This window comes from Streptomyces sp. P13-3-3 (assembly GCF_050571355.1).
Taxonomy (GTDB): Bacteria; Actinomycetota; Actinomycetes; order Streptomycetales; family Streptomycetaceae; genus Streptomyces; species Streptomyces althioticus.
Map to the genome: position 1 here is coordinate 3416453 of NZ_CP192228.1, position 24263 is coordinate 3440715.

General features: G+C 71.5%; 27 protein-coding genes and 1 tRNA gene. 18 read left to right on the forward strand and 10 right to left on the reverse strand.

Going from position 1 to position 24263, the window contains the following annotated elements:
* Positions 1-83 precede the first annotated feature (83 nt).
* Positions 84-1073, forward strand: coding sequence for an NAD(P)-dependent alcohol dehydrogenase (locus ACQZOG_RS15615; protein WP_037640820.1), 990 nt, complete (start codon positions 84-86; stop codon positions 1071-1073).
* 546 nt (positions 1074-1619) lie between these two features.
* Positions 1620-2822 (forward strand): cation:proton antiporter, encoded by a 1203-nt coding sequence (locus tag ACQZOG_RS15620; protein ID WP_037640823.1) that lies wholly within the window; start codon positions 1620-1622, stop codon positions 2820-2822.
* 4 nt (positions 2823-2826) lie between these two features.
* Here ACQZOG_RS15620 and ACQZOG_RS15625 read toward each other — a convergent pair whose 3' ends face one another.
* Positions 2827-3297 carry a cation:proton antiporter regulatory subunit gene (locus tag ACQZOG_RS15625; protein WP_033274853.1) on the reverse strand — a complete coding sequence of 157 codons (471 nt, stop codon included), beginning with the start codon at positions 3295-3297 and terminating at the stop codon, positions 2827-2829.
* 197 nt (positions 3298-3494) lie between these two features.
* On the opposite strand from ACQZOG_RS15625, the gene ACQZOG_RS15630 reads away from it, so the two are divergent.
* The 3 genes from ACQZOG_RS15630 to ACQZOG_RS15640 all read left to right on the forward strand — a co-directional run bounded on the left by ACQZOG_RS15630 (position 3495) and on the right by ACQZOG_RS15640 (position 4660).
* A complete protein-coding gene (locus ACQZOG_RS15630) occupies positions 3495-3722 on the forward strand; it encodes a type II toxin-antitoxin system VapB family antitoxin (RefSeq protein ID WP_354793484.1) in 228 nt (75 codons plus the stop codon).
* Entirely contained in the window at positions 3719-4126 is a 408-nt protein-coding gene (locus ACQZOG_RS15635; RefSeq protein ID WP_033274855.1) for a PIN domain nuclease, read from the forward strand. Before ACQZOG_RS15630 ends, ACQZOG_RS15635 begins: the two co-directional genes overlap by 4 nt.
* Before the next feature lie 177 nt (positions 4127-4303).
* Positions 4304-4660, forward strand: coding sequence for a DUF6233 domain-containing protein (locus ACQZOG_RS15640; protein ID WP_430741565.1), 357 nt, complete (start codon positions 4304-4306; stop codon positions 4658-4660).
* Positions 4661-4670: 10 nt separating this feature from the next.
* Here the strand turns inward: ACQZOG_RS15640 and ACQZOG_RS15645 are convergent, their stop codons facing one another.
* Together ACQZOG_RS15645 and ACQZOG_RS15650 are read right to left on the reverse strand one after the other, a co-directional pair.
* Positions 4671-4931, reverse strand: a complete 261-nt coding sequence (locus ACQZOG_RS15645) for an Imm32 family immunity protein (RefSeq protein ID WP_230228989.1) — start codon at positions 4929-4931, stop codon at positions 4671-4673.
* Between the two features lie 125 nt (positions 4932-5056).
* Complete coding sequence (locus ACQZOG_RS15650; RefSeq protein ID WP_158698215.1) at positions 5057-5338, reverse strand: hypothetical protein; 282 nt, start codon at positions 5336-5338, stop codon at positions 5057-5059.
* Positions 5339-5461: 123 nt separating this feature from the next.
* Here ACQZOG_RS15650 and ACQZOG_RS15655 point away from each other — a divergent pair, with 123 nt between their 5' ends.
* From ACQZOG_RS15655 to ACQZOG_RS15670, 4 genes are all read left to right on the forward strand, one after another.
* The gene (locus ACQZOG_RS15655) at positions 5462-6082 is read left to right on the forward strand and encodes a TetR/AcrR family transcriptional regulator (protein WP_033274858.1); all 621 of its coding nucleotides are present in this window, start codon (positions 5462-5464) and stop codon (positions 6080-6082) included.
* A gap of 40 nt (positions 6083-6122) precedes the next feature.
* Entirely contained in the window at positions 6123-7343 is a 1221-nt protein-coding gene (locus ACQZOG_RS15660) for an acyltransferase family protein (RefSeq protein WP_033274859.1), read from the forward strand.
* Between the two features lie 103 nt (positions 7344-7446).
* Positions 7447-7701: a hypothetical protein gene (locus ACQZOG_RS15665; RefSeq protein WP_158698216.1), complete on the forward strand. Its 255-nt coding sequence runs from the start codon at positions 7447-7449 to the stop codon at positions 7699-7701.
* Between the two features lie 148 nt (positions 7702-7849).
* Positions 7850-8089: a hypothetical protein gene (locus ACQZOG_RS15670; protein ID WP_430741566.1), complete on the forward strand. Its 240-nt coding sequence runs from the start codon at positions 7850-7852 to the stop codon at positions 8087-8089.
* A gap of 36 nt (positions 8090-8125) precedes the next feature.
* On the opposite strand, the gene ACQZOG_RS15675 is transcribed toward ACQZOG_RS15670, so the two are convergent.
* The 3 genes from ACQZOG_RS15675 to ACQZOG_RS15685 form a co-directional block, all read right to left on the reverse strand.
* A tRNA-Pro gene (locus ACQZOG_RS15675) sits at positions 8126-8199 on the reverse strand.
* Between the two features lie 48 nt (positions 8200-8247).
* Positions 8248-9003 carry a Pr6Pr family membrane protein gene (locus tag ACQZOG_RS15680; RefSeq protein ID WP_430741567.1) on the reverse strand — a complete coding sequence of 252 codons (756 nt, stop codon included), beginning with the start codon at positions 9001-9003 and terminating at the stop codon, positions 8248-8250.
* 185 nt (positions 9004-9188) lie between these two features.
* Positions 9189-10112, reverse strand: a complete 924-nt coding sequence (locus ACQZOG_RS15685) for a metallophosphoesterase (RefSeq protein ID WP_033274862.1) — start codon at positions 10110-10112, stop codon at positions 9189-9191.
* 145 nt (positions 10113-10257) lie between these two features.
* Between ACQZOG_RS15685 and ACQZOG_RS15690 the strand changes: the two genes are divergently transcribed.
* Complete coding sequence (locus tag ACQZOG_RS15690) at positions 10258-10722, forward strand: GatB/YqeY domain-containing protein (RefSeq protein WP_033274863.1); 465 nt, start codon at positions 10258-10260, stop codon at positions 10720-10722.
* Positions 10723-10967: 245 nt separating this feature from the next.
* Here the strand turns inward: ACQZOG_RS15690 and ACQZOG_RS15695 are convergent, their stop codons facing one another.
* Positions 10968-13241, reverse strand: coding sequence for a transglycosylase domain-containing protein (locus tag ACQZOG_RS15695; protein WP_037640827.1), 2274 nt, complete (start codon positions 13239-13241; stop codon positions 10968-10970).
* A gap of 428 nt (positions 13242-13669) precedes the next feature.
* Between ACQZOG_RS15695 and wblA the strand changes: the two genes are divergently transcribed.
* Positions 13670-14008 carry a transcriptional regulator WblA gene (gene wblA / locus ACQZOG_RS15700; RefSeq protein WP_019527064.1) on the forward strand — a complete coding sequence of 113 codons (339 nt, stop codon included), beginning with the start codon at positions 13670-13672 and terminating at the stop codon, positions 14006-14008.
* 442 nt (positions 14009-14450) lie between these two features.
* On the opposite strand, the gene ACQZOG_RS15705 is transcribed toward wblA, so the two are convergent.
* Both ACQZOG_RS15705 and ACQZOG_RS15710 read right to left on the reverse strand, forming a co-directional pair.
* The gene (locus ACQZOG_RS15705) at positions 14451-15827 is read right to left on the reverse strand and encodes an ArsA family ATPase (protein WP_359596943.1); all 1377 of its coding nucleotides are present in this window, start codon (positions 15825-15827) and stop codon (positions 14451-14453) included.
* Positions 15828-15930: 103 nt separating this feature from the next.
* A complete protein-coding gene (locus tag ACQZOG_RS15710; protein ID WP_033274866.1) occupies positions 15931-16908 on the reverse strand; it encodes an ArsA family ATPase in 978 nt (325 codons plus the stop codon).
* 127 nt (positions 16909-17035) lie between these two features.
* On the opposite strand from ACQZOG_RS15710, the gene ACQZOG_RS15715 reads away from it, so the two are divergent.
* The 4 genes from ACQZOG_RS15715 to ACQZOG_RS15730 all read left to right on the forward strand — a co-directional run bounded on the left by ACQZOG_RS15715 (position 17036) and on the right by ACQZOG_RS15730 (position 20006).
* Positions 17036-17197, forward strand: coding sequence for a DUF4177 domain-containing protein (locus ACQZOG_RS15715; protein ID WP_003975360.1), 162 nt, complete (start codon positions 17036-17038; stop codon positions 17195-17197).
* On the forward strand, positions 17194-17664 hold the full coding sequence (locus tag ACQZOG_RS15720; RefSeq protein ID WP_033274867.1) for a RidA family protein: 471 nt from the start codon (positions 17194-17196) through the stop codon (positions 17662-17664). The genes ACQZOG_RS15715 and ACQZOG_RS15720 overlap by 4 nt, the downstream gene beginning before the upstream one ends.
* 633 nt (positions 17665-18297) lie before the next feature.
* A complete protein-coding gene (locus tag ACQZOG_RS15725; protein WP_193468065.1) occupies positions 18298-19179 on the forward strand; it encodes an NUDIX hydrolase in 882 nt (293 codons plus the stop codon).
* On the forward strand, positions 19176-20006 hold the full coding sequence (locus ACQZOG_RS15730) for an MBL fold metallo-hydrolase (RefSeq protein ID WP_037640832.1): 831 nt from the start codon (positions 19176-19178) through the stop codon (positions 20004-20006). The genes ACQZOG_RS15725 and ACQZOG_RS15730 overlap by 4 nt, the downstream gene beginning before the upstream one ends.
* 77 nt (positions 20007-20083) lie before the next feature.
* Here ACQZOG_RS15730 and ACQZOG_RS15735 read toward each other — a convergent pair whose 3' ends face one another.
* Positions 20084-20758, reverse strand: a complete 675-nt coding sequence (locus tag ACQZOG_RS15735; protein WP_006132548.1) for a Crp/Fnr family transcriptional regulator — start codon at positions 20756-20758, stop codon at positions 20084-20086.
* Between the two features lie 276 nt (positions 20759-21034).
* Here ACQZOG_RS15735 and nth point away from each other — a divergent pair, with 276 nt between their 5' ends.
* The 3 genes from nth (at position 21035) to ACQZOG_RS15750 (ending at position 24251) form a co-directional block, all read left to right on the forward strand.
* Entirely contained in the window at positions 21035-22219 is a 1185-nt protein-coding gene (gene nth, locus ACQZOG_RS15740) for an endonuclease III (protein WP_430741568.1), read from the forward strand.
* Positions 22220-22310: 91 nt separating this feature from the next.
* A complete protein-coding gene (locus tag ACQZOG_RS15745; RefSeq protein ID WP_033274959.1) occupies positions 22311-23006 on the forward strand; it encodes an NUDIX hydrolase in 696 nt (231 codons plus the stop codon).
* Positions 23007-23051: 45 nt separating this feature from the next.
* Positions 23052-24251, forward strand: coding sequence for a MarP family serine protease (locus ACQZOG_RS15750; RefSeq protein ID WP_058916338.1), 1200 nt, complete (start codon positions 23052-23054; stop codon positions 24249-24251).
* Positions 24252-24263 lie beyond the last annotated feature (12 nt).

A 24263-nucleotide genomic window follows, 5' to 3' on the forward strand; every position in this document is an offset into this window, starting at 1 on the left:
GTGTACGGCGTACACCCATCATGACAGGTGTACGCCGTACACTCACCCCCCACATCCACCCCCGGTGCGATGGAGGCGACAGGATGAAGGCGATCGTCCAGGACCGTTTCGGCCCCCCGGACACCCTCAGGCTCACGGACGTCGACCGCCCCGAACCGGCGGCCGGGCAGGTGCTGGTCCGCGTGCGCGCCGCAGCGGTCAACCCGTACGACTGGCACATGCTGCGCGGCGATCCTTACGCGGCCCGGCTGCTGGGCGGGGTCGGCCTCACCCGCCCCAAGCAGCGGGTGGCCGGGATCGACGCGGCGGGAGAGGTGACGGCGGTCGGCGCCGGGGTGTCGGGGCTGAGCCCCGGCGACGAGGTGCTCGGCTTCTGCCCCGGGGCCTTCGCCGAGTACGCCGTCACCACCCCGGACCTTCTGGCCCGCAAGCCCGAGAACCTCACCTTCGAGCAGGCGGCGGCCGCCCCGATGGCGGCGGTGACCGCGCTGCGCGGCATCAGCACGGTGGGGCGGGTCCGGGCGGGACAGAGCGTGCTGGTGAACGGGGCGGGCGGCGGTATCGGCACGTTCGCCGTGCAGCTGGCCGTGTCGCTGGGGGCGGAGGTCACCGGCGTGAGCGGCCCGGACAAGGCCGATCTGGTGCGCTCCCTGGGCGCCGCGCACGTCGTCGACCACACCCGCGAGGACTGGACGGACGGACGCCGGCTCCACGACGTGATCCTCGACAACGTCGGCGACCGGCCGCCGTCCCGCACGCGCCGCGCACTGACCCCGAGGGGCACGCTGGTGGTGAACGGCGGAGGATCGCCGGGGCGGGTGTTCGGCGCGATCGGCGCCACGCTGGGCGCGCTGGCACTGAACGCCGTGGTGCGGCAACGGCTTGCGGTGATCCTCCCGGCGGCCCCGTCCGGCCCGACACGGGCGGACCTGACCGCGGTGACCGAGCTGCTCGGTTCCGGCCGGCTCACCCCGGTGATCGGCCGCACGTACCCCCTCGCGGACGCCGCCGAGGCCGTACGCCACGTCGAGCAGGGCCATGCGCTCGGCAAGACGGTCCTCACGTTGGGGTGAGCCGGGACGCGCCTGCGGACGCTGGTCAGGGCGGCGTTGCGTCACCGGTGGAACACGGTGAGCTGCCAGGCGTTTTACGCGTCTCGTACATGTATGCGACGTACAGGAAATTTGTCGTACGGTAAACTTTACCTGGCCTTGGGGCTCTGTTGAGCTGCCGAACGCTCAGTCCGCGAGACGCGGACCCGGATGCGAGGGGGGACGTGACATGAATCGACGCGCAGTACGCCGCGACACGGACCGGCCCGTGCGCATCGACATCACCCCCCGCGACAGCGTTCCCGAACCCGGCGCCACCGTCTCCGGCGCCTGACCCGCCCGGCCGCCCGCCCCTCCGTCAAGGGCGCGGCAGCCCGCCCGTACGCCACCGCCCGCCCGACCGGGCCCCGGCGTCGCGCCGTACGCGGACCAGGACCACCCGCCGTCACCCCACACCGCACCCCGCGGACCCCGCGCGCGACCCGGCGCCCCGCCGTCCGCCCGCGCACCACCCGAGCCCCTTACAGGCACTGACGCCGCCGTCACCGACCCGGAGGACCGACGCCCGTGCACAACACCGCCACCATGCTCATCGAACTGGGCGCCATCATCCTCGCCCTGGGCCTGCTGGGCCGCCTCGCCGGACGCGTGGGCTTCTCGCCCATCCCGCTCTACCTGCTCGCCGGGCTCGCCTTCGGTCACGGAGGCATCCTTCCGCTGCAGGCCAGCGAGGAGTTCACCGCCGTCGGCGCCGAGATCGGCGTCATCCTGCTGCTGCTCATGCTGGGCCTGGAGTACAGCGCGTCCGAGCTGGTCACCAACCTGAAGACGCAGTACCCGTCCGGGGCGGTGGACTTCGTCCTCAACGCGGTACCGGGCGCGGTGGCGGCGCTCATCCTGGGCTGGGGCCCGGTCGCGGCGGTCGCGCTGGCCGGTGTCACGTGGATCTCCTCCTCCGGCGTGATCGCGAAGGTGCTCGGGGACCTGCGCCGGCTCGGCAACCGCGAGACACCGGTGGTGCTCGGCGTCCTCGTCATCGAGGACCTGGCGATGGCGGTCTACCTGCCGATCCTCACCGCCGTGCTGGCGGGAGCCGGTCTCGCGGGCGGCTCGGTCACCCTGCTGATCGCGCTCGGCACCGTGGGCGCGGTCCTCTACCTGGCACTGCGCCACGGACGCCTGATCAGCCGCGCGGTGTCCTCGGACAACGCGGAGATGCTGCTGTTGGTCGTGCTCGGCCTGACGCTCCTCGTCGCGGGCGTCGCGCAGGAACTGCAGGTGTCGGCGGCCGTCGGCGCGTTCCTCGTGGGCATCGCCCTGTCCGGTGAGGTCGCCGAGGGCGCGAGCAACCTGCTCACCCCGCTGCGGGACCTGTTCGCCGCCGTCTTCTTCGTCTTCTTCGGCCTGTCCACCGACCCGGCCGACATCCCGCCGGTGCTGGTCCCGGCGCTGCTCCTGGCGATCGTCACCGCGTTCACGAAGATCGGGACGGGCTGGTACGCGGCCCGGCGCGCCGGCATCAAGGGCGCGGGCCGCTGGAGGGCGGGCGGCACGCTGGTGGCGCGCGGCGAGTTCTCCATCGTCATCGCGGGCCTCGCGGTCGGCGTGGAGCCCCGCATCGGCCCGCTGGCCACGGCGTACGTCCTGATCCTGGTCGTCGTCGGCCCGCTGACCGCGCGCTGGACCGAGCCGCTGGCCCGCAAGCTCACCGGCCGTCCGGAGACGCCGGTCGAGGCGGAGCGGGTGGCGTCGGAGCCGGCGAAGGTGTGAGGAGCTACTCGCGGCCGAGGATGTCGGCGGCGACGCCGACGCCCTCGCGGGTGCCGATGACGATGAGGGTGTCACCGCCTGCCAGCCGGAAATCCGGGCCCGGCGACGGGATGGCCTCGGCGCGGCGCAGCACCGCGACGACGGACACACCGGTCTCGGTGCGCATCCGGGTGTCGCCGAGCACGCGCCCGTTCCAGTAGGAGGTCGACGGCAGCTCGATCCGCTCGGCGACCAGCCCCAGCTCGGCCGTCGCCAGCAGGTTCGGGCTGTGGTGCGAGGGAAGCAGTGCGTCGACGACGGTGGCGGCCTCCTCGGCGTTCAGCTTCAGGCACACCGCGGTGTCGTCCGGGTCGTCCCTGCGGTAGACGTTCAGCGTCCGGGAACCGTCGAGATGGGCGATCACCGACAACCGCCGCCGCTCCCGCGTCACGAGGTCGTACCGCACCCCGATCCCCGGCAGCGGAGTGTGCCCCATCCGCCCAGCGCCGCCCATGACCGTCCCCCTACACCGTCTCGAATTCACCTACGGGCCATGACCGACGGCACCCTACGGCACGGGGGGTCGGGGGGCGACATCAGGGCCGGGGGAGCGGCAGCTCTCGTCGGCCGAACCCCTCCGATATATCGAGGCGTGTGTATTGATATACGTCTCGATGTTCAGGGAGGGTGTTCATGAGCAGAACCGTCATCGACCTCGACGACGAGGCCCTGGAGGCCGCGGCGAAGGAACTGGGCACGACCACGAAGCGGGACACCATCAACACCGCTCTGCGCGAAGTAGTGGCCCGCAACCGCCGCCTGCGCGCCCTGGGCGAACTCCAGGATCTCGAGGACGAAGGAGCTTTCGACGCCGAGTTCCTCCTGGACAAGCGCAACTACCGGGGCGGTCCCGCGAGGTGAGCGTGGCCGACCACCTCATCGACACCTCGGCCCTGGTGCGCATGCTGCTGCGTCAGGCGACCGCGGAGTGGGAGCAGCGGATGGGGGCGGGCTTGATCGCCCTGTGCGACCTGACCGAACTCGAAGTGCACTGTTCTGCGCGATCGGCGGCGGATCGTGAGGCCCTGCAGGAGCGCCTGAACCAGTTCACGTGGTGCGCCATGCCCGATGGCATCTACCGGCGCGCACGAGTCGTCCAGCGGGAACTCACAGCGAAAGGTGAGCACCGCAGGGCCGGCGCGGTCGACCTCCTTGTGGCCGCCGTCGCGGAAGAGTCGGGACTGACGCTGTTGCACCACGACCCCGACTTCGAGACCCTCGCGCGCGTCACGGGGCAGCCGGTCCGGATGATCGATCTGAAGTAGCCGATGGTCGTGCTTCGCCGCGGACTGTGGATTCGACCTGGTCGCGCAGCGCACGGAGTCCCGTGTCCATGGCCGGGGGTCCCCTCTCGGGTGAGGGCGATCCGGGTACGTCGCCTGGACGGGGCGTGGTCGGCAGGTCGTTTCGAGTGGCCGACCACCGCCCGTAGAATCGAACGCGTGAGCGATCAACCGTCCCGACTGGAGCTGCTGCGCTTCGCGCGGCGGGTGGTCGTGCAGCAGGTGACGGCTGCCGTGCGGCAGCTCGATGGTTGGATCGCGGACGAGGAGCGGCGCGAGGCCGAGCGGCGACGAGGTGAGGAGATGCGGCCGCCGCCTCCGGAGTGGCTGCTCCAGCACGGGCTGAACCGGAGAAACGTGGACGCCGTCCACGTCGGAGACTGCTGGGCGGCCGCGAAGTCGGGCAGGTGTCGCCCGGCGTCGCGCGAACAGGTGGTGGAGGCGCTGCGACACGGCGTGCCGGCGTGCGTGCACTGCCGCCCGGACACGGCGCTGGGCCTCCTGGACAACCCGTGACAGGAGCAGCTCAAGCGTCGTCGCACCTCTCCAAGACCAAGCGCGCCGAACCGTCTTCGAGCCCGTTGCTCTCCTCCAGATGGAGATGAGCACCATCGGGCGTGCCGTCCTGGGCCAGTGTGAGGAGGTGGCCGGCCAGGGTCTTCAACCCGGCGGAGTTGGCCTCGATGACGATCTCCCCGCGCAGGTTGCGGACGTTGATGCGTGCGCCTGCCTCCCAGGTGAAGACTCTGGTGGTTCCGTCGGTCACCACGCTCAGGTGAGTGGTCATCGACGGCGAGGTGCTGGGTTCAGGGGCCATGCTCAAGCATCGCGTATTCGTGCAAGCGTCCCGGCAAGCATCTTCTCCTTCGTTACTCCCGACGTCGGGACGTCAGCCTGTGGCCGCCCGGATTGCTAGCTGCTGACACCGGTGAGCTCTGTGAACGCAACTGTTCCTGAGGAACCGATCAGGAAGCCGATCAGAACACCGCCCCAGAAGTCCTCGACGTTGATGAAGGACTGTGCCTCGGACTTCCGTGCTGCGAGGACGATCGCGGCCGTGCTCAGGATGACCGCGAGCACGAGGGAGCCATTAGCCGTCCCAAGATGGTCGTGAAAGAGAGGGACGGACATCGACTGGTGCCGAGGCGGATGGGTCGGCAGGCTCAGCTCCACCGCGTCGATCCAGACGGGCACCGCGAAAGGGTTCTTGACGTGCGAGTAGACGATGAAGTCCGTACCTGAGTACACCTGCGGGACGGATAGATAAACCGTGAGCCTCCCGAAGGTTCACCGGGCGCGATTACGTACGCTGCGCCCATGCGACCTGTGGCGAAGAGTGACCTGACGGGGCGGGCACGGCTGCGCGAGGCGGCCCTGGAGCTGTTCGCCGAGCGCGGCTTCGAGGCGACGTCGACCCGCGCGGTCGCGGCGGCAGCGGGTCTTTCCCCTGCCTTGGTGACACGGCACTTCGGCTCCAAGCAAGGCCTGCGCGCGGCGGTCGACGCTTACGTCCTGGACCGCATCGCCGAGCAGCTGCGCGCGGTCGACCCGGCCGCCGACCTGATGGCCTCCCTAGGCTCTGCTTCCGCCAACGTGTTCGGCTCCGACCCTGTCCTGCGCGGCTACCTGCGTCACGTCCTTCTGGAGGGCAGCGCGGCCAGCGCGGAACTCTTCGGCAGGCTCCTGTCCGGCGCCCGCGCCGAGGTCGACCGTCTCTCGGCCGCCCACCAGGGCGAGGGGGAGGGCCCGGACGCGGAGTGGGCCGCGTTCCAGATGCTCTGCCTGATCCTCGGCCCCCTCCTCCTGGAACGCGTCATGCAGCCCCAGCTGGACGAGCCGATGTTCGCCCCCGACGTCCTGGCCCGCCGCAGCGCAGCCAACCAGAAACTCCTGCTGCGCGGCTACTACGGGCACCTGGAAGGGAAGGCCGGGGGATAGCACCAGTGCGGAGTGTACGCGTGTTCACCATCATGTATGCATGTATACCCGTCGTGTTGAACCCTCGCCGGACACTGTCACGACCACCGCACAGCACGCAGCCGGCCCGAGCCGTCTCGCGTGGCTCGACAACCTTCGCATCGCCCTGACCATCCTCGTCGTCGTCCACCACGCCGCACAGGCATACGGCCCTGCCGACTGGTGGTACGTCGAGAAGCAGCCCAAGTCCTCGGTACTGGCCACGCTTTCCGCGGTCGACGGCGCGTTCTTCATGAGCCTGTTCTTCTTCGTCTCGGCGGTCCTCGTGCCTGGTTCGTACGGTCGCCGTGGAGCCCGCCGCTTTCTCACCGGCCGCCTTCTGCGTCTTGGCGTTCCGCTCCTCGTCGGCGCACTGACGATCGTGCCCGGCCTGATGTACGCGTACTACGTCCACTACCGCGGCTACGGCCCGCTCCCCTTCGGACGCTACTTCGCTGACATTTACCTCGGCCTCGGTGACGAACCCGCGGACTGGACCGGCCCGTCCTGGCCCGACCTGCAGTTCGGCCATCTCTGGTTCATCCAGAACCTGCTCGCCTACAGCGTCCTGTACGTGATGTGCCGACAGGCGGCACGCCTGCTGAAGCGACGCGGCCACCGGAAGCACACCCGTCAAGTGCCCTCCCACCGCTCCTTGGTGCTGCTCACCGTCGCCCTGGCGGCAGCGACGTTCCTGTTCCGCCTCAAGTACCCCTTGGACACCTGGGTCCCGGTCCTCGACGTCCTCCAGGTCGAACCGGCCCGCCTCCCGCAGTACGCCACCTTCTTCACCCTGGGCGTCCTCGCTCACCGCTACGGCTGGCTGCGCCGTTTCGATGCCCGCACCGGCTGGCTCTGGCTGATCGCCGGATTCCTCGCCGTCACCCTGCTGTTCGCGGTCGGGGCGGATGCGCCGGCCTTCGCAACCGGCGGTTTCAACGGAGCCTCGGCGCTCTGGTCGACGTACGAAAGCTTTTTGTGCGTGGCGCTCAGCGTCGGCCTGCTCACTCTGTTCCGCGAGACGCTGACCGGCACGAACCGGCTCACCCGCGAACTGTCCGCCAGTTCCTACACGGTGTACATCGTGCACCTGCCCATCGTGGTGACGGTGCAGTACTTCCTCGCGGATCACGGCCTGACGGCGACGGGAGCCTGGCTCATTTCGTCCGGGGTCGGCGCGTCGGCCGCCATCGTGGCCGCCGCCGTGATCCGCCGGCTCCCTGGAGCCTCAAGAATCCTATGACGTGGAGCACTCCGCTTGGCGGCCGGGCGGCGGCGGTCTCTTCCACGGATCGTCCCGCTGCCAGCGGGGACTTGGCGTGTGCCAGGCGCAACAGGGTCCGGTAATGATGCGGTGGGACTCCGTAAGCCTGCCGGAAACTCCTGATCAAGTGGTGGCGCTTGCTGCAACCGGCCACTGGGGCAGAGTCGTTGAGCTCGAAGTTGAAGGCCAGTTGGCTGTGGAGCATCTCCCTTACGTGGCGAACATCCGCATGCCTGGCGAGCAGGACGTTCAGGAGGCGGATCAGCGACGACTCGAGATCCCACTCGTCCTCACCGTCCGCCAACCCTCGGTGGCCGGTGAAGAGGCCGCGGTCTGACTACGTCACCCCGTGAAAGCGCGGCCGGCCTGTGCCGACCGAGCAACCGCCACGTGGACCACGTTCGCCGCGACCGTCGGTGGAGGCGCCGTCGGCCTCACCGGCCCAACGTTCATCGTCGTCGCCACCTCCCAGGAATACCGCAACCGTGCCGCGCAGACCGTCTCCCCTGTTCCTGACGACCACGGTCCTCGCATCGCTGGTCACCCTGCCGCAGCCGACCTGGGCGCTCGGGGTCGAACTGCTGGTCGCTGCGGCGGCGAGCGCGAGTCTGCTCTCGGTGCCCGACCACGCGGCCCGCCGTGGCACGTCCGAGCACGCGCGTCCCGTCCTCGTCGTCGCGCTCGTCGCGTATGAACACGCACACGAAAACAGGTGGGGCACCTAGGAACGTTCCTAGGTGCCCCACCTGCTGTTATAGCTGTCGGGGTGGCGGGATTTGAACCCACGACCTCTTCGTCCCGAACGAAGCGCGCTGCCAAGCTGCGCCACACCCCGGTGTCGCTCGCTGTCGCGGCGACGACGTTTACTTTAGCCCACTGGTGGCTAGAGACGAAATCTGGTTTTCGGGCGGATGTGGTCCAGGGCCACCAGGAGGACCGCCACGGCGTAGATCGCGAGTCCCACGAGGAGCGCGTTGGCCAGCACGCTCCGGTAGCCGTCGCGGGCCACGTCGAGGAACGGGTAGAGATAGCGGCCGGCGGAGCCGGGGAGCAGCTCGCCCCGGGCGAGGGTGAAGGCCAGGTACGCCAAGGGGTACAGCAGCCACGTCGTGGCCTGGCGCAGGTGCATGCGGGCCGGCGGTGTCAGGACCAGCCAGTCCAGCAGCGCGGCGACCGGCAGCACCGTGTGCAGCAGGTGCCCCGCGACCGGCTCGAGCCATGTCATGTCTCCTCCGCCGGAGCCCGTCGCCATGGCGTACGTCGGCGCGGCGTCCGCGAGGGCGATGTGGTGGACCAGGGCCGCGACGACCACGTACAGGAGCGCCGCCCCCGTGACGGCGCCCGGCAGGGGATGGCGGGCCGTCCACGCGCGGCGCGCCGAGGCGAGCGTCACCAGGGCCAGCAGCGCCGTGCTCTGGATCACGAAGTAGCTCAGTACCCGGGTGGGGCTGCCGAGAAGGATCTCGGTCAGCACGGCCGCCGTCGCCAGCACGGCCAGGGCCAGCCGGTACACCGCGGTCAGCGGCCGCCGCATCGGCGGTACGACGGCTCGGGCGGGGACGACGGAGGGGAGCAGCTGCGGAGCCGTCCGCGGGAGGGCGGGCAGGTCCGGGATGTCCCTGGGTATCGGGGCGGTCATGCCCCCAGCGTGGGACGGCCGCCGGGGCGCGGCGACGTGGCGTGGGCCGGTCGGGTTACCCGCACGTCGGACGACCCGCCGGCCGCCGCCGATACGTCAGGCGACCCGCCGGCCGTCGTCGACGCGTCGGACACCCCGTCGGCCGTCGCCGATACGTCGGACGCCCCGCCCGCCGTCGCCGACCCTCAGCGCGACACCAGCGTCAGCAGCGTCGCCTCAGGCGGGCACGCGAAGCGCACCGGCGTGTAGCGGCTCGTGCCGCAGCCCGCCGAGACGTGCAGGTACGACCTGCGGCCTTCCGCCGTGTGCGTGGACAGGCCCTTCACGCGGTCCGTGTCCAGGTCGCAGTTGGTGACCAGGGCGCCGTAGAACGGGATGCACAGCTGCCCGCCGTGCGTGTGGCCGGCGAGGATCAGCGGGTAGCCGTCGGCCGCGAACGGGTCCAGCACCCGCAGGTACGGCGCGTGCACCACGCCCATCGAGAAGTCCGCCCCGGCCGACGGGCCGCCCGCCACCTCCGCGTACCGGTCCCGCTTGATGTGCGGGTCGTCGAGTCCCGTCAGCTCGATCGACGTGCCCTCGATCTTCAGGGTGCCCCGCGTGTTGGTGAGGTTGAGCCAGCCCGCCGAGTCGAAGCCGTCCCGCAGGTCCTCCCACGGGTTGTGGACGGCGTCGACGACCGGAGGGTTGCCGTTCAGGCCGTGGCGGCCCTGCACCTTCTCGACCAGGTAGCGGGCGGGGTTGCGCAGCCGGGGGCCGTAGTAGTCGTTGGAGCCGAAGACGTAGGCGCCCGGGAACTCCATGAGCGGGCCGAGCGCGTCCAGGACCTCGGGGACGCCCTCGGGGTCGGACAGGTTGTCGCCCGTGTTGATCACGAAGTCGGGGCGCAGACCCGCCAGCGAGCGCAGCCACCGCTGCTTCTTGCGCTGGCCGCCGACCATGTGGATGTCGGACACCTGCAGCACGCGCAGGGGGCGCATCCCGGAGGGCAGGACGGGCACGGTCACCCGTCGGAGGCGGAAGGAGCGGGCCTCGAAGCCCGCGGCGTACAGCAGTCCGGCGGCGCCGGCCGCCGTGATTCCCAGGGGGATTCGGTATCGCGCGCGCATGCGCCCATCGTGTCAGACCCCGAGGGGTCCTCCGCACGACCCACGACCCACGGGGGCCACTCCTCCCGGGAGTTCACCCGCGGACGTACCGAGGCCCCCGCAAATCAGCAGGCGCGGCCGCGACCGCACCTGCGACAATCAAGTCATGACCACGCTCAAGTCGAAGCTGCACGACGACCTCAACGCCGCGATCAAGGAGCGCGACGAGCTCCGCTCCTCGACGCTCCGGCTGACGCTCGCCGCGATCACCAAGGAGGAGGTCGCGGGCAAGGAGAAGCGCGAGCTCTCCGACGACGAGGTGCAGAAGGTGATCGCCCGCGAGGCCAAGAAGCGCCGCGAAGCGGCGGACGCCTTCGCGCAGGGCGGCCGCGCCGAGCAGGCCGAGCGGGAGAAGGCGGAGGGCGAGGTGCTCGCCGGCTACCTGCCCAAGCAGCTGTCCGACGACGAGCTGAACGCGATCGTCGCCCAGGCGGTCGAGGAGGCCCGCGCCGCCGGCGCCGAGGGGCCGCGCGCCATGGGCGCCGTCATGAAGATCGTGAACCCGAAGGTGGCCGGTCAGGCGGAGGGCGGCCGGGTGGCCGCCGCCGTGAAGAAGCTCCTGGCCGGCTGAGACGGCGCCACGACGACGTACGGCCACAGGGACCCACGGTCACATGAACCCACGGCCGCAAGGCCCCACGGCCATGAGAACCCACGGTCACAAGGCCCCACGGCCACAAGAACCCACGGTCACAAGGACCCACGGCCATGACCCACGGCCGTAGAAGCGTACGGCCACAACACAGTGCGGCCCCTTCCCCACCCGGGGAAGGGGCCGCACCCCGTTGTCGGTCGACCGTCGGTCGGTCGCGACCGTCAGTCCCGGCCGCCCGGCCCGTTGCCCGGGCCCTGGATGAAGCCCTCGGGGAAGGTGAAGCCCGGGTCCGGCTGGCCGCCGTTGCCGCCGTCACCGCCCCCGTTGCCGTTGCCGCCGTTGATCAGGCCGCCGATGAAGCCGTCGTCGCCCTTGCCGTCGTCGCCGCGGCCGCGGCCCTTGTCGCGGTCCTCCGGCTTCTTCGGGTCCGGGATGTGCACCCGGTTGAAGTCCGGGGCCTCCTTGCCCTCCAGCGCGCCGTTCATCGCGTCGCGCCAGATGGGGCCCGGGACGGCGCCACCGAAGACCAGCTCGTGGTACTGGCCGCCGATGCTGATGTCCCGCATCTTCACCTTCTGGCTGGCGCTGCCCACCCACACGGCGCCCGACATGTTCGGCGTGTAGCCGACGAACCAGGCGTTCCTGCGCTCGTCCGTCGTACCGGTCTTACCGGCGTTGGCGCGGCCGTCGCCGAGGCCGGCCTGCTGACCGGTACCGGAGTCGATCACGCCCCTGAGCAGCTCGTTCACCGTGTCCGCCGTCTTCTCGCTCATCGCGCGCGAGCACGTGGACTTCGGAACCGGCAGGGACTTGGACTGGTCACCCGTCTTCTGGGTGATCGACTCGATGGCGACCGGCGTGCAGTACATGCCCCGCGAGGCGAAGGCCGCGTAGGCGCTCGCCATGGTGAGGGGCGACAGACCGGTGGAGCCGAGGGTCATCGAGGACGGCACCTCGGGGATCTTGTCCCCGTTGCCCTGCACCACGCCGAGCTTGTCGGTCATGGTCACCACCGGGCACATGCCGATGTCCTCGATCATCTGCACGAAGTAGGTGTTGACCGACTTCGCCATCGCGTCCCTCAGCGCGTACGGCCCGACCTCGGACTCGTCCTCGTTCTCCAGCTTGTAGCCGCCGTCGTTCACCCACGGCTTGTCACAGCCGCGCACGGTGTCCGGGTACGGCATCTCGTACGGCGAGGAGTACTCCTGCGTCGGCGGCCGGCCCTCCTCCAGGGCGGCGGCGGCCACGAACGGCTTGAACGTCGAACCGGTCGGGAAGCCGAAGTTGGAGCCGCCCCAGGCGGAGTCCACGGAGAAGTTGATCTCCGTCTGGTTCTTGCCGTAGCCGTACGGCTTCGACTGGCCCATCGCGACGATCTTGCCGGTGCCCGGCTCCACGAGCGTCGACGCGGCGGCGACCTTGTCCGACTCGTAGACGTGGTCCTTGAGCGACTCCTGCACCGACTTCTGGGCCTGCGGGTCCAGCGTCGTGCGGATGGTGAGGCCGCCCTGGTTCCAGACCTTCGCCCGCTCCTCGCGCGTCTTGCCGAAGACCGGGTCGTTGAGGAAGACCTTCTCCACGTACTTGCAGAAGAAGCCCGCGCCCTTGGCCGCGGTGATGCAGCCGTTCTTCGGCTCGCTGACCTCGAGGCCCAGCGGGGAGCGCATCGCCTCGGCGGCGTCCTCCGGGGAGACGTCCCCGACCTCGGCCATCCGCTTCAGCACGATGTTGCGCCGCTTCTTCGCCTCGGCCTCGTCGTTGACCGGGTCGTAGCGGCTCGGCGACTGGACGATGCCGGCGAGGAGCGCGGCCTCCTGGAGGTTGAGGTCCTTGGCCGGCTTGGAGAAGTAGCGCTGGGACGCGGCCTCCACGCCGTACGCCTGCTGGCCGAAGAACGTGATGTTCAGGTAGTTCTCGAGGATCTTCTTCTTGCCCAGCTCCTCCTCGACCTGGATCGCGTACTTCAGCTCCTGGATCTTGCGGCCGATGGTCTGCTGGGTGGCCTGCGCGACCTTCGTCGGGTCGTCGCCCGCCTCCTCGACGAAGACGTTCTTCACGTACTGCTGGGTGAGCGTCGAGGCGCCCTCGGAGACCTCGCCGCTGCGGGCGTTCTTGTTGAGCGCGCGCAGCACGCCCTTCAGATCGACCGCCCCGTGCTCGTAGAAGCGGGAGTCCTCGATCGCGACGATCGCCTTCTGCATGTACGGCGAGATGTCCTTGAGGTCCACCACCGTGCGGTCACGCGAGTAGACGGTGGCGATGAGGCCGCCGTCGGCGTCGAGGATGGTGGTGCGCTGGCTCAGCGGCGGCGTCTTCAGAGCGGCCGGGAGCTCGTCGAAGCTCTCCACCGACCCCTTCGCCGCCAGGCCCAGCGCGCCCACCGCCGGCAGCGCGATGCCGGCCATGACGGCACCGGCCAGGACACTGACACCGAGGAACTTGGCGGCCTGCTGCGTGGAGGACAGACCACCGCCCGAGCGCTTCTTTGGCATGGGAGCAGCCTACGTTCTCATTCGCCGGACAAGCGTATATGCCTTGGCCTAAGCTGCACTCAACTGTCACAGCAGTGAGGCCACGTATCAATACGTCCGGCGACCCCGAATCGTTCCGGATCTTTTCGACTTTTTTCGTACGAGTGAAGTCGAGGAGCGTGGAGACCGTGTCCGGATCGCCTCGTGTGTCACGCGGTGCCCGTTGTGACGCAACTGAACTGACCCGTCATGCCCCGTTTGTCACGCATGTCGCCCCCTCACTCCCCCGGGTGATCTGCCGCTTACCCATAGTCCGTTCGGACCATTCAAGATTGGGCCCGCTGGGGGTGTTGCGCTGTGCCCACCTTCCGTAACGTCCTCAACTGGCGGCGGTGAATATGCCGCTGCCGCCGTGGGGGAGCCTCGATTCGGGAGAGGACGGCGCCGGTATGGGCTGGGTTACCGACTGGAGTGCGCAGGCTGCCTGCCGCACTACCGATCCGGATGAACTGTTCGTTCAAGGAGCAGCGCAGAACAGGGCCAAGGCGGTGTGCACCGGCTGCCCGGTGCGCACGGAGTGCCTGGCCGACGCGCTCGACAACCGCGTCGAGTTCGGCGTGTGGGGAGGCATGACGGAGCGTGAGCGCCGTGCGCTGCTGCGCCGGCGGCCGACCGTGACCTCCTGGCGCCGGCTGCTGGAGACCGCGCGCTCGGAGTACGAGCGTGGCACGGGCGTCGTGCCGCTCAACGACGACCAGGTCTACGAGGACTACGCGGCGGTGAGCTGAGCTCTCGGTGAGGGCTCTCGGGGGGTCCTCGGCGTGCCCGGTCCCGTGACCGGGCCCACGCGGTTCACCTTCGGCGGTGGGCAGGTCCGGTCCGTGGACGCGGGGTGTCCCGGACGGTCAAGGGCGCCTTGCCGTGCGCGAGGGGCGCCCTGTGCGCCGGGGGTGTGCGTGAGCGCCGGTGCCTGCCGGGTCGTGCGCGGGCGCCTGAAGAGTGCCGAGGGTCGTGGCTGTCGTAGCTACGGTCACGCCCGAGCGCGGGGACGCCTGAGGCGTACGCCGGCATGCCGGGCGCCCCTGTGGCCGCCGACCGGTGCGCGGGGCGCGCGCCCCGCGGCAGACGGCGCCTGCGTCCACGCACCCGAGCGCCCGTGACACCGGCGCCTCGTTCCAGGCACCGCACCCGGACCGGGCTCACCGCGCCTGCCAGGAGGCCGGACGCCCCTCAGGGCGTACCGGACAGCTCCGCGTGCCCCGCCGCCAGGCGTTCGCCGATGTCGCGCAGGCCCGCGAGGTCGTGGACGTCGCCGGGCAGGGCGGCCACCTCGGTCATCGCCACCTCGGGGTGGAGCGCCGTGAAGCGGTCACGCGTCCGCCGCTCGCGCGCGAGCAGCTGCATCCGCTCCGCGTGCAGTCTCAGCAGACCGGCGGTGAGACGCTCGACCGAGCGCTCGCCGTCCGTCGCAGTCGGTTCGTCTTCGGGAGCCGCGCCGTCGACGTCCTCGGTGGCGGGGGAGCCTCCGTCGGTGACGTTACGCGCGGGTGATTCTGAACTGCCGTACGTGTCGGGAGAGTTACGAAGTCCAGCTTTCCCGTCCGGCTGATCCACAATGCGGGAGTCCTCAAGATTTTCCGCGGCGGCCAGCGCCCGCTCGGCCGACAGCAGGTCGGCCCCGCTGCCGTGCACCCGGTTGAGGACCAGACCCGCCAGCGGCATGTCCTCCGCGGCCAGCCGTTCCACGAAGTACGCGGCCTCCCGCAGCGCGTCCCGCTCGGGCGCCGCGACCACCAGGAACGCCGTCCCCGGCGCCTGGAGCAGCTTGTACGTGGCGTCCGCGCGCGTCCTGAACCCGCCGAACATGGAGTCCATCGCCGCCACGAACGTCTGCACGTCCCGCAGCAGCTGACCGCCGAGCACCTTGCCGAGCGCGCCGGTCATCATCGACATCCCGACGTTCAGGAACTTCATCCCCGCACGGCCGCCCACCTTGGCCGGGGCCAGCAGCACCCGGATCAGCTTGCCGTCGAGGAACGAGCCGAGCCGCTTGGGCGCGTCCAGGAAGTCCAGCGCGGAACGCGACGGCGGGGTGTCGACCACGATCAGGTCCCACTCGTCCCGCGACCGCAGCTGTCCCAGCTTCTCCATCGCCATGTACTCCTGCGTGCCGGCGAAACCGGCGGAGAGCGACTGGTAGAAGGGGTTGCCCAGGATCGCGGCGGCCCGCTCCGGGTCCGCGTGCGCCTCGACGATCTCGTCGAAGGTGCGCTTCATGTCGAGCATCATCGCGTGCAGTTCGCCGCCCGCGGAGTCGTCGATGCCCTTCACCCGGCGCGGGGTGTTGTCGAGGGAGTCGATGCCCATGGACTGCGCGAGCCGGCGCGCCGGGTCGATGGTGAGGACCACCACCTTGCGGCCCCGCTCCGCCGCCCGCAGGCCCAGCGCCGCGGCCGTGGTCGTCTTGCCGACGCCGCCCGAGCCGCAGCACACCACGATCCGGGTGTCCGGATCCTCGATCAGCGGGTCGATCTCCAGCGCGCGGGCGGGCGAGAGGTGCTCACGGACCGGGTCCTGGTCCTGCGCCGGTTCCGGACGACGGCTCATGACATCCCCTGCTTCCGGTCGATCCGACTCGTGACGGGGCCGATGCGGTGGTGCGGGCCGCCCGGGACGTTCTTCCGGCGTTCCCGGCGGGGCGTACGGCCGCTCATGACACGCCCTGCCCGCGCAGCTTCCGCGCCAGCGCGTACAGCCCGGCCAGGTCCATCCCCTCGGCCAGCAGCGGAAGTTCGTGCAGCGGCACGTCCAGCTCCGCCAGCACCGCGCGCTGCTCGGTCTCCAGCGTGTACCGCTCGGCGTACTCCTCCGCCTGCGCCAGCAGCGGCTCCACCAGCCGCTCCGCGTGCCCGCCGCGCCGCGCGCCGCCGAGCCCCGCCGAGGACAGCGAGCGCGCCACGGCGGGACGGGACACGCTCCCGACGAGTTCCAGGTCGGCGGCGTCCAGCACCTGCGGCCGCACCATGTTCACGATGACCCGCCCCACCGGCAGCCGGGCCGCGCGCAGCTCCGCGATGCCGTCCGCGGTCTCCTGGACCGGCATCTCCTCCAGCAGGGTGACCAGGTGCACGGCCGTCTCCGGCGACTTCAGCACGCGCATGACGGCCTGCGCCTGATTGTGTATCGGGCCGATCTTGGCGAGCCCGGCCACCTCGTCGTTGACGTTGAGGAAGCGGGTGATGCGGCCGGTCGGCGGGGCGTCCATCACGACGTAGTCGTAGACGAACCGGCCGCCGCGGTCCTTGCGCCGCACCGCCTCGCAGGCCTTACCGGTGAGCAGCACGTCCCGCACGCCGGGGGCGATGGTGGTGGCGAAGTCGATCGCGCCGAGCTTGCGCAGGGCCCGGCCGGCGCTGCCGAGTTTGTAGAACATCTGGAGGTAGTCCAGAAGGGCCAGTTCGGGGTCGATGGCGAGGGCGAACACCTCCCCGCCCCCGGGAGCGACGGCGATCTTCCGCTCCTCGTACGGCAGCGCCTGCGTCTCGAAGAGCTGCGCGATGCCCTGCCGGCCCTCGACCTCGACGAGAAGCGTCCGCTTCCCCTCCTCGGCCAGGGCCAGCGCCAGAGCGGCGGCCACCGTGGTCTTGCCGGTTCCGCCCTTGCCACTCACGACCTGGAGCCTGCTCACGCCTTCGAGCCTAAATGCTCACCGCGCGTGGCGGCGGCTCCGGGTGATGTTCCCGCCTCCGTGTGCCGTCCCGGACGGGGTGACGGCGACGCGGGCGGCGGTCGCGGCAGCGGCTAGAGTCGGCCGCATGACGAAGTGGGAATACGCGACTGTGCCGCTGCTCGTCCACGCGACGAAGCAGATTCTGGACACCTGGGGCGAGGACGGCTGGGAGCTCGTCCAGGTCGTGCCCGGGCCGAACAACCCCGAGCAGCTGGTGGCCTACCTGAAGCGCGAGAAGCAGGCATGAGCGGCGTCGTCGAGTCCCGGCTGGCCGAGCTGGGCCTGACCCTGCCCGAGGTCGTCCCGCCGCTCGCCTCGTACCAGCCCGCGGTCGTCTCCGGCCGGTACGTGTTCACGTCCGGCCAGCTGCCGATGGTGGACGGCAAGCTGCCGGTGACCGGCAAGGTCGGCGCGGAGGTCACCCCCGAGGAGGCCAAGGACCTGGCCCGCACCTGCGCGCTGAACGCGCTCGCCGCGGTCAAGTCCGTCGCCGGTGACCTGGACCGCGTCGCGCGCGTCGTGAAGGTCGTCGGCTTCGTCGCCTCCGCCGCGGACTTCACCGGCCAGCCCGCCGTCGTCAACGGCGCCAGCGAACTGCTCGGCGAGGTGCTCGGCGACAAGGGCGTGCACGCCCGCAGCGCGGTCGGCGTCGCGGTCCTGCCGCTGGACGCGCCGGTCGAGGTCGAGATGCAGGTGGAACTCACGGAGGCGTAAGCCCTCCGGGCGGGCCGTCCCCGGATCTCCTCCGGACCACGCCGCCGTCGATCGCCGTACGCCGCCCCGGCCGGCCCCGCGCCTGCCGGGGCGCGGCATGTCCGGCCCCGGGCGGGGGTGCGGGCCCGGGCGCCCCGCGCCTCCGGCCGCACCCCTTCGCCCCGAACGTACGCCGCCCTGGCCGGTCCCGCGCCTGCCGGGGTGCGGCACGTCCGGACCCCGGGCGGGGGTGCAGGCTCGGGCAACCCGCGGCACCGGCTGCATTCCCTCCGCCCCGAACACACGCCGCTCGCACCCCATCCGCCGCGAACGTACGCCGCCCCGGCTGGCCCCGCGCCTGCCGGGGTGCGGCACGTCCGGACCCCGGGCGGGGGTGCAGGCTCGGGCAACCCGCGGCACCGGCTGCATTCCCTCCGCCCCGAACACACGCCGCTCGCACCCCATCCGCCGCGAACGTACGCCGCCCCGGCCGGCCCCGCGCCTGCCGGGGCGCGGCATGTCCGGCCCTCGGGCGGGGTGCGGCACGTCCGGCCCCGGGCGGGGATGCGGCCTCGGCCACCCCACGCCACCGGCGGCCCCCCTCCGCCCCAAGAGGCACTCGAACATCCGGGCGTCTCGGGATAGCCTCCGGCCATGGCGAATGCGCAGGCTGGCGGGCAGTGGTACCCGCCGGAGTGGCCCGAGCGGATCCGAGCGCTGGCGAGCGGTGAGCTGGCACCCGTCACGCCGAAACGCGCGGCCACCGTCATGCTCCTCAGGGACACCGGCGACGGACCCGCCGTGCACATGCTGCGCCGCCGTACGTCCATGGCGTTCGCGGGCGGCGCGTACGCCTACCCCGGCGGCGGCGTCGACCCGCGGGACGACGACCGGCACGTCCGCTGGGCCGGACCCTCGCTCGACTGGTGGGCCGACCGGCTCGGCGTGGACCGCGCCGGCGCCCAGGCGATCGTCTGCGCGGCCGTGCGGGAGACGTACGAGGAGGCCGGCGTGCTGCTCGCCGGCCCCGCCCCGGACGCCGTCGTCGGCGACACCACCGGCGCGGACTGGGAGGCGGACCGCGCCGCGCTCGTCGCGCGCGAGCTGTCCTTCGCGGAGTTCCTCGACCGGCGCGGCCTGGTGCTGCGCTCCGACCTGCTGGGCGCCTGGACCCGCTGGATCACCCCCGAGTTCGAGCCGCGCCGCTACGACACGTGGTTCTTCGTCGCCGCCCTCCCCGAGGGCCAGCGCACCCGCAACGCCTCCACGGAGGCCGACCGCACGGTGTGGATCACCCCGCGCGAGGCGGCCGGCGGCTACGACCGGGGCGAGCTGCTGATGATGCCCCCCACGATCGCGACCCTGCGCCAGCTCGTCGCGTACGGCACGGCCGCGGAGGCGCTCGACGCGGCGCCCGCGCGGGATCTCACACCGGTGCTGGCCTCCGCGCGCCTGGTGGACGGCGAGATCGTCCTCTCCTGGCCCGGGCACGACGAGTTCACCAAGCACATCCCGACCGGGGGAGCCCCCGCATGACGGACGCCACCGCCCTTCCCGGCCAGCCGCGCGGCGGGGTCCTCTCCGGTCCCGCGACCGCGCGGGCCGTCAACGTGCTCGCCCCGAACGCCTCGGCGATGACGCTGGACGGCACGAACACCTGGATCCTGTCCGAGCCGGACTCCGACCTCGCCGTCGTCGTCGACCCGGGACCGCTGGACGACGGGCACCTGCGGCACGTCGTCGGCACCGCCGAGCAGGCCGGCAAGCGGGTCGCCCTCACCCTGCTGACGCACGGTCACCCCGACCACGCCGAGGGCGCCGCCCGGTTCGCCGAGCTGACCGGCACGAAGGTCCGCGCCCTGGACCCGGCGCTGCGCCTCGGTGACGAGGGGCTGGCCGCCGGGGACGTCGTCACCGTGGGCGGCCTGGAGCTGCGGGTCGTACCGGCCCCCGGCCACACCGCCGACTCCCTGTGCTTCCATCTGCCGGCGGACCGGGCGATCCTGACCGGCGACACCGTGCTGGGACGCGGCACGACCGTCGTGGCCCACCCCGACGGCCGCCTCGGCGACTACCTGGACACCCTGCGCCGGCTGAGGTCCCTCACGGTCGACGACGGCGTCCACACGGTCCTGCCGGGACACGGGCCGGTGCTGGACGACGCCCAGGGCGCTGTCGAGTACTACCTCGCGCACCGCGCCCACCGGCTCGCGCAGGTGGAGACGGCCGTCGAGGACGGCCACCGCACGTCCTCCGAGGTCGTCGCCCACGTCTACGCCGACGTCGACCGCTCCCTCTGGCCGGCCGCGGAGCTCTCCGTGCGCGCCCAGCTGGAGTACCTGAAGGAGCACGGCCTCATCTGACGGCCCGCCCGCGTGACGGCACGCCCGCGCCCCCACGGCCGTGGGCCGTGGGGGCGCGGAGAAGCCGGGGTGACGCCTCAGCGGGAGCGCTTGGCCAGCCGCTCCACGTCGAGCAGGATCACCGCGCGGGCCTCGAGCCGCAGCCAGCCGCGCTGGGCGAAGTCCGCCAGGGCCTTGTTGACCGTCTCGCGGGACGCGCCGACCAGCTGGGCCAGCTCCTCCTGCGTGAGGTCGTGCACCACGTGGATGCCTTCCTCCGACTGCACGCCGAAGCGGCGCGAGAGGTCCAGCAGGGCGCGCGCGACACGGCCGGGGACGTCGGAGAAGACGAGGTCGGACATGGCGTCGTTGGTCTTGCGCAGCCGGCGGGCGACGGCGCGCAGCAGCGCCGTGGCCACCTCGGGGCGGGCGCTCAGCCAGGGAGTGAGGTCGCCGTGGCCCAGGCCCAGCAGCTTCACCTCGGTGAGCGCCGTGGCGGTCGCCGTGCGCGGGCCCGGGTCGAAGAGGGACAGCTCACCGATCAGCTCGCCCGGGCCGACCACGGCGAGCATGTTCTCGCGGCCGTCGGGGGAGGTGCGGTGCAGCTTCACCTTGCCCTCGGTGACCACGTACAGGCGGTCTCCCGGGTCGCCCTCGTGGAACAGTGAGTCGCCCCGTGCCAGGGTCACCTCACTCATGGAGGCGCGAAGCTCCGCGGCCTGCTCGTCGTCGAGCGCCGCGAAAAGCGGGTTCCGCCGCAGAACGTCGTCCACGAGTTCTCTCCTATTCGACCTGCTCAGGGGATCTTGGTTCCCCTGCGTGCCAGGGGACCGTGGTTCCCATTTTGCCGGACCGTCCAAACAGTGTGATCTGTCACAAGGATGCCGCACGGGTCGGCCGGGGTATGCGGCAGGGGTCCAATTGGACGCCGATCTTCAGGGTCCGGGGCGGATGTCCGTGCCGGGTCGTAGGCTGGCCGGGTGTCCAAAACGCCGGTGAGAGCACAGGCCGAGGGGGCTGCGCGGGTGAGTGCAGAACGCGATTCCGCTGTGGGCGAACAGGTCTCCGATGGCGGTAGGAAGACGGCGAAAGCCGCGAGGACGGCTGCCGCCGCGGGGCCCGCCTCCGCGAAGAAGGCCGCACCTGCGCGGAAGACGCCTGCGAAGAAGGCCACGGCGGAGAAGGCCACGGCGGAGAAGGCCACGGCGGAGAAGGCCGCGGAGAAGAAGGCCACGGCGAAGAAGTCCGCCGGGAAGAAGGCCGCAGCCGACAAGGCCGCTCCCGCCCGGAAGCCCGCAGCGAAGAAGGCGTCCGCCAGGTCCGCCAAGAAGGCCGCCCCCGCCAAGTCGTCCGCCGCTCTCAAGAAGGCTCCCGCCCCCAGGAAGCAGGTCGTCGCGCCGAAAAAGGCGACCGCCTCCGTTCCGGCCGCCCCGGCGAAGACGGTCGCCGCGCACCCGCAGGGCGAGTCCCGCACCGCGCTGGTGCGCAGGGCCCGCCGTATCAATCGCGAGCTCGCCGAGGTCTACCCGTACGCCCACCCCGAGCTGGACTTCGAGAACCCCTTCCAACTCGTCGTCGCCACCGTGCTGTCGGCCCAGACCACCGACCTGCGCGTCAACCAGACGACGCCCGCGCTGTTCGCGAAGTACCCCGCCCCCGAGGACCTGGCGGCCGCCGACCCGGAGGAGGTGGAGGAGATCCTCCGCCCCACCGGCTTCTTCCGCGCCAAGACCAAGTCCGTCATCGGTCTGTCGAAGGCGCTGGTGGAGCAGTTCGGCGGGGAGGTGCCGGGCCGGCTGGAGGACCTGGTCAAGCTGCCCGGCGTGGGCCGCAAGACCGCGTTCGTCGTGCTCGGCAACGCGTTCGGCCGCCCCGGCATTACGGTCGACACTCACTTCCAGCGCCTGGTGCGCCGCTGGAAGTGGACCGACGAGACCGACCCGGACAAGATCGAGGCGGCGGTCGGCGCGCTGTTCCCGAAGAGCGACTGGACCGACCTCTCCCACCACGTCATCTGGCACGGCCGCCGCATCTGCCACGCCCGCAAGCCCGCCTGCGGCGCCTGCCCGATCGCCCCGCTCTGCCCGGCGTACGGCGAGGGCGAGACGGACCCGGAGAAGGCGAAGAAGCTGCTGAAGTACGAGAAGGCCGGCCAGCCGGGCCAGCGGCTGAAGCCCCCGCAGGCGTATCTGGACGCCGGGGGCAGACCGGCCCCGCCGCTGGGGGCCGGATGAGGGCGGTCCGGGCACCCTGGCGTGCCGCGGAACGATCTCGCGGGCGTCGTGCGTTGGACGCGTGGGACGGGGCCGGACGACGGGGGTGGGCATGACGCGCGCGAGCGGGACGCAGGGGGGCCCGGTGGCCCTGAGCAGGGACGGGCTGCCCGCGTGGCTGGACCCGGTGGTCCACGCCGCCGAGACGGTCCGGCCCACGCAGCTGAGCCGCTTCCTGCCGCCGAAGGACGGCTCGGGGCGGCAGTCCGCCGTCCTGATTCTCTTCGGCGAGGACGAGCGCGGGCCCCAGCTGCTGCTCATGGAGCGGGCCAGTTCGCTGCGCTCGCACGCCGGGCAGCCGTCCTTCCCCGGCGGCGCCCTCGACCCCGAGGACGGCGACCCGCAGGGCGACGGACCGCTGCGGGCGGCGCTGCGTGAGGCCGAGGAGGAGACCGGGCTCGACCCGTCCGGCGTGCAGCTCTTCGGCGTGCTCCCGAGGCTCTACATCCCCGTCAGCGGCTTCGTCGTGACGCCCGTGCTCGGCTGGTGGCGCGAGCCCACCCCCGTCGGCGTCGTCGACCCGAACGAGACGGCGCGGGTGTTCACCGTGCCCGTGACCGATCTCACCCACCCGGACAACCGCGCGACCGCGATCCACCCCAGCGGCTTCCACGGACCCGCGTTCCTGGTCGAGTCGGCCCTCGTGTGGGGGTTCACCGCGGGGGTCATCGACCGGTTGCTGCACTTCGCGGGCTGGGAGCGCCCCTGGGATCGGGACAAGCAGGTCCCGCTGGACTGGAGGGCGTGACAGGGTGGGCGCCGTGCTGCGTAGGACGAGGCGAGGCTTGAATCGGTGAACGTGCTGGACATCCTGCTGCTGGTGGCAGCCGTGTGGTTCGCCGTGGTCGGATACCGACAGGGCTTCGTCGTCGGCATCCTGTCGGTGATCGGGTTCCTCGGGGGCGGCCTGATCGCCGTCTACACGCTGCCCGTCGTCTGGGACGCGGTGACGGACAACTCCGAGGTGGGCACCACCGCCGCCGTCGTGGCGGTCGTGGTGGTCATAGTGTGCGCCTCCGTCGGCCAGGCCCTGACCACCCATCTGGGCAACAAGCTCCGCCGGTACATCACCTGGTCCCCCGCCCGCGCCCTCGACGCCACCGGCGGGGCCCTCGTCAACGTCGTCGCGATGCTCCTGGTCGCCTGGCTGATCGGCTCCGCCCTCGCCGGGACGACGCTGCCGACGCTCGGCAAGGAGGTGCGCGGCTCCAAGGTGCTGCTCGGCGTCTCCCGGGCGCTGCCGGACCAGGCGGACATCTGGTTCGCCGACTTCTCGTCCGTCCTCGCGCAGAACGGCTTCCCGCAGGTCTTCAGCCCGTTCGCCAACGAGCCCATCACGGACGTCCGTCCGCCCGACCCGGCGCTCGCGGGCAGCCCTGTCGCCGCCCGCGCGCAGCGCTCCATCGTCAAGGTGACGGGCACGGCGACCAGCTGCGGCAAGGTGCTCGAGGGCACCGGCTTCGTCTTCGACGACCGGCGCGTCATGACCAACGCCCATGTGGTGGGCGGCGTCGACGAGCCGGTCGTGCAGATAGGCGGCGAGGGCCGCATGTACGACGCCACGGTCGTCCTGTACGACTGGAAGCGCGACATCGCCGTGCTCGACGTGCCCGACATGGATGCCCCCGCGCTGCGGTTCGCCGCGGAGGACGCGAGCAGCGGGGACGGCGCGATCGTCGCCGGCTTCCCGGAGAACGGCGCGTACGACGTCCGCGCGGCGCGGCTGCGGGGGCGCATCACGGCCAACGGCCCCGACATCTACCACCGCGGCACGGTGCGCCGCGACGTGTACTCGCTGTTCGCGACGGTCCGTCAGGGCAACTCCGGCGGCCCGCTCCTCACGCCCGAGGGCGAGGTGTACGGCGTCATCTTCGCGAAGTCGCTGGACGACGACCGGACGGGATACGCGCTGACCGTGGACGAGATCCGCGAGGACATCGCCAGGGGCCGCAGCGCCGCCCAGGAGGTGGACAGCGACAAGTGCGCGCTCTGAGCGGTAACGGGA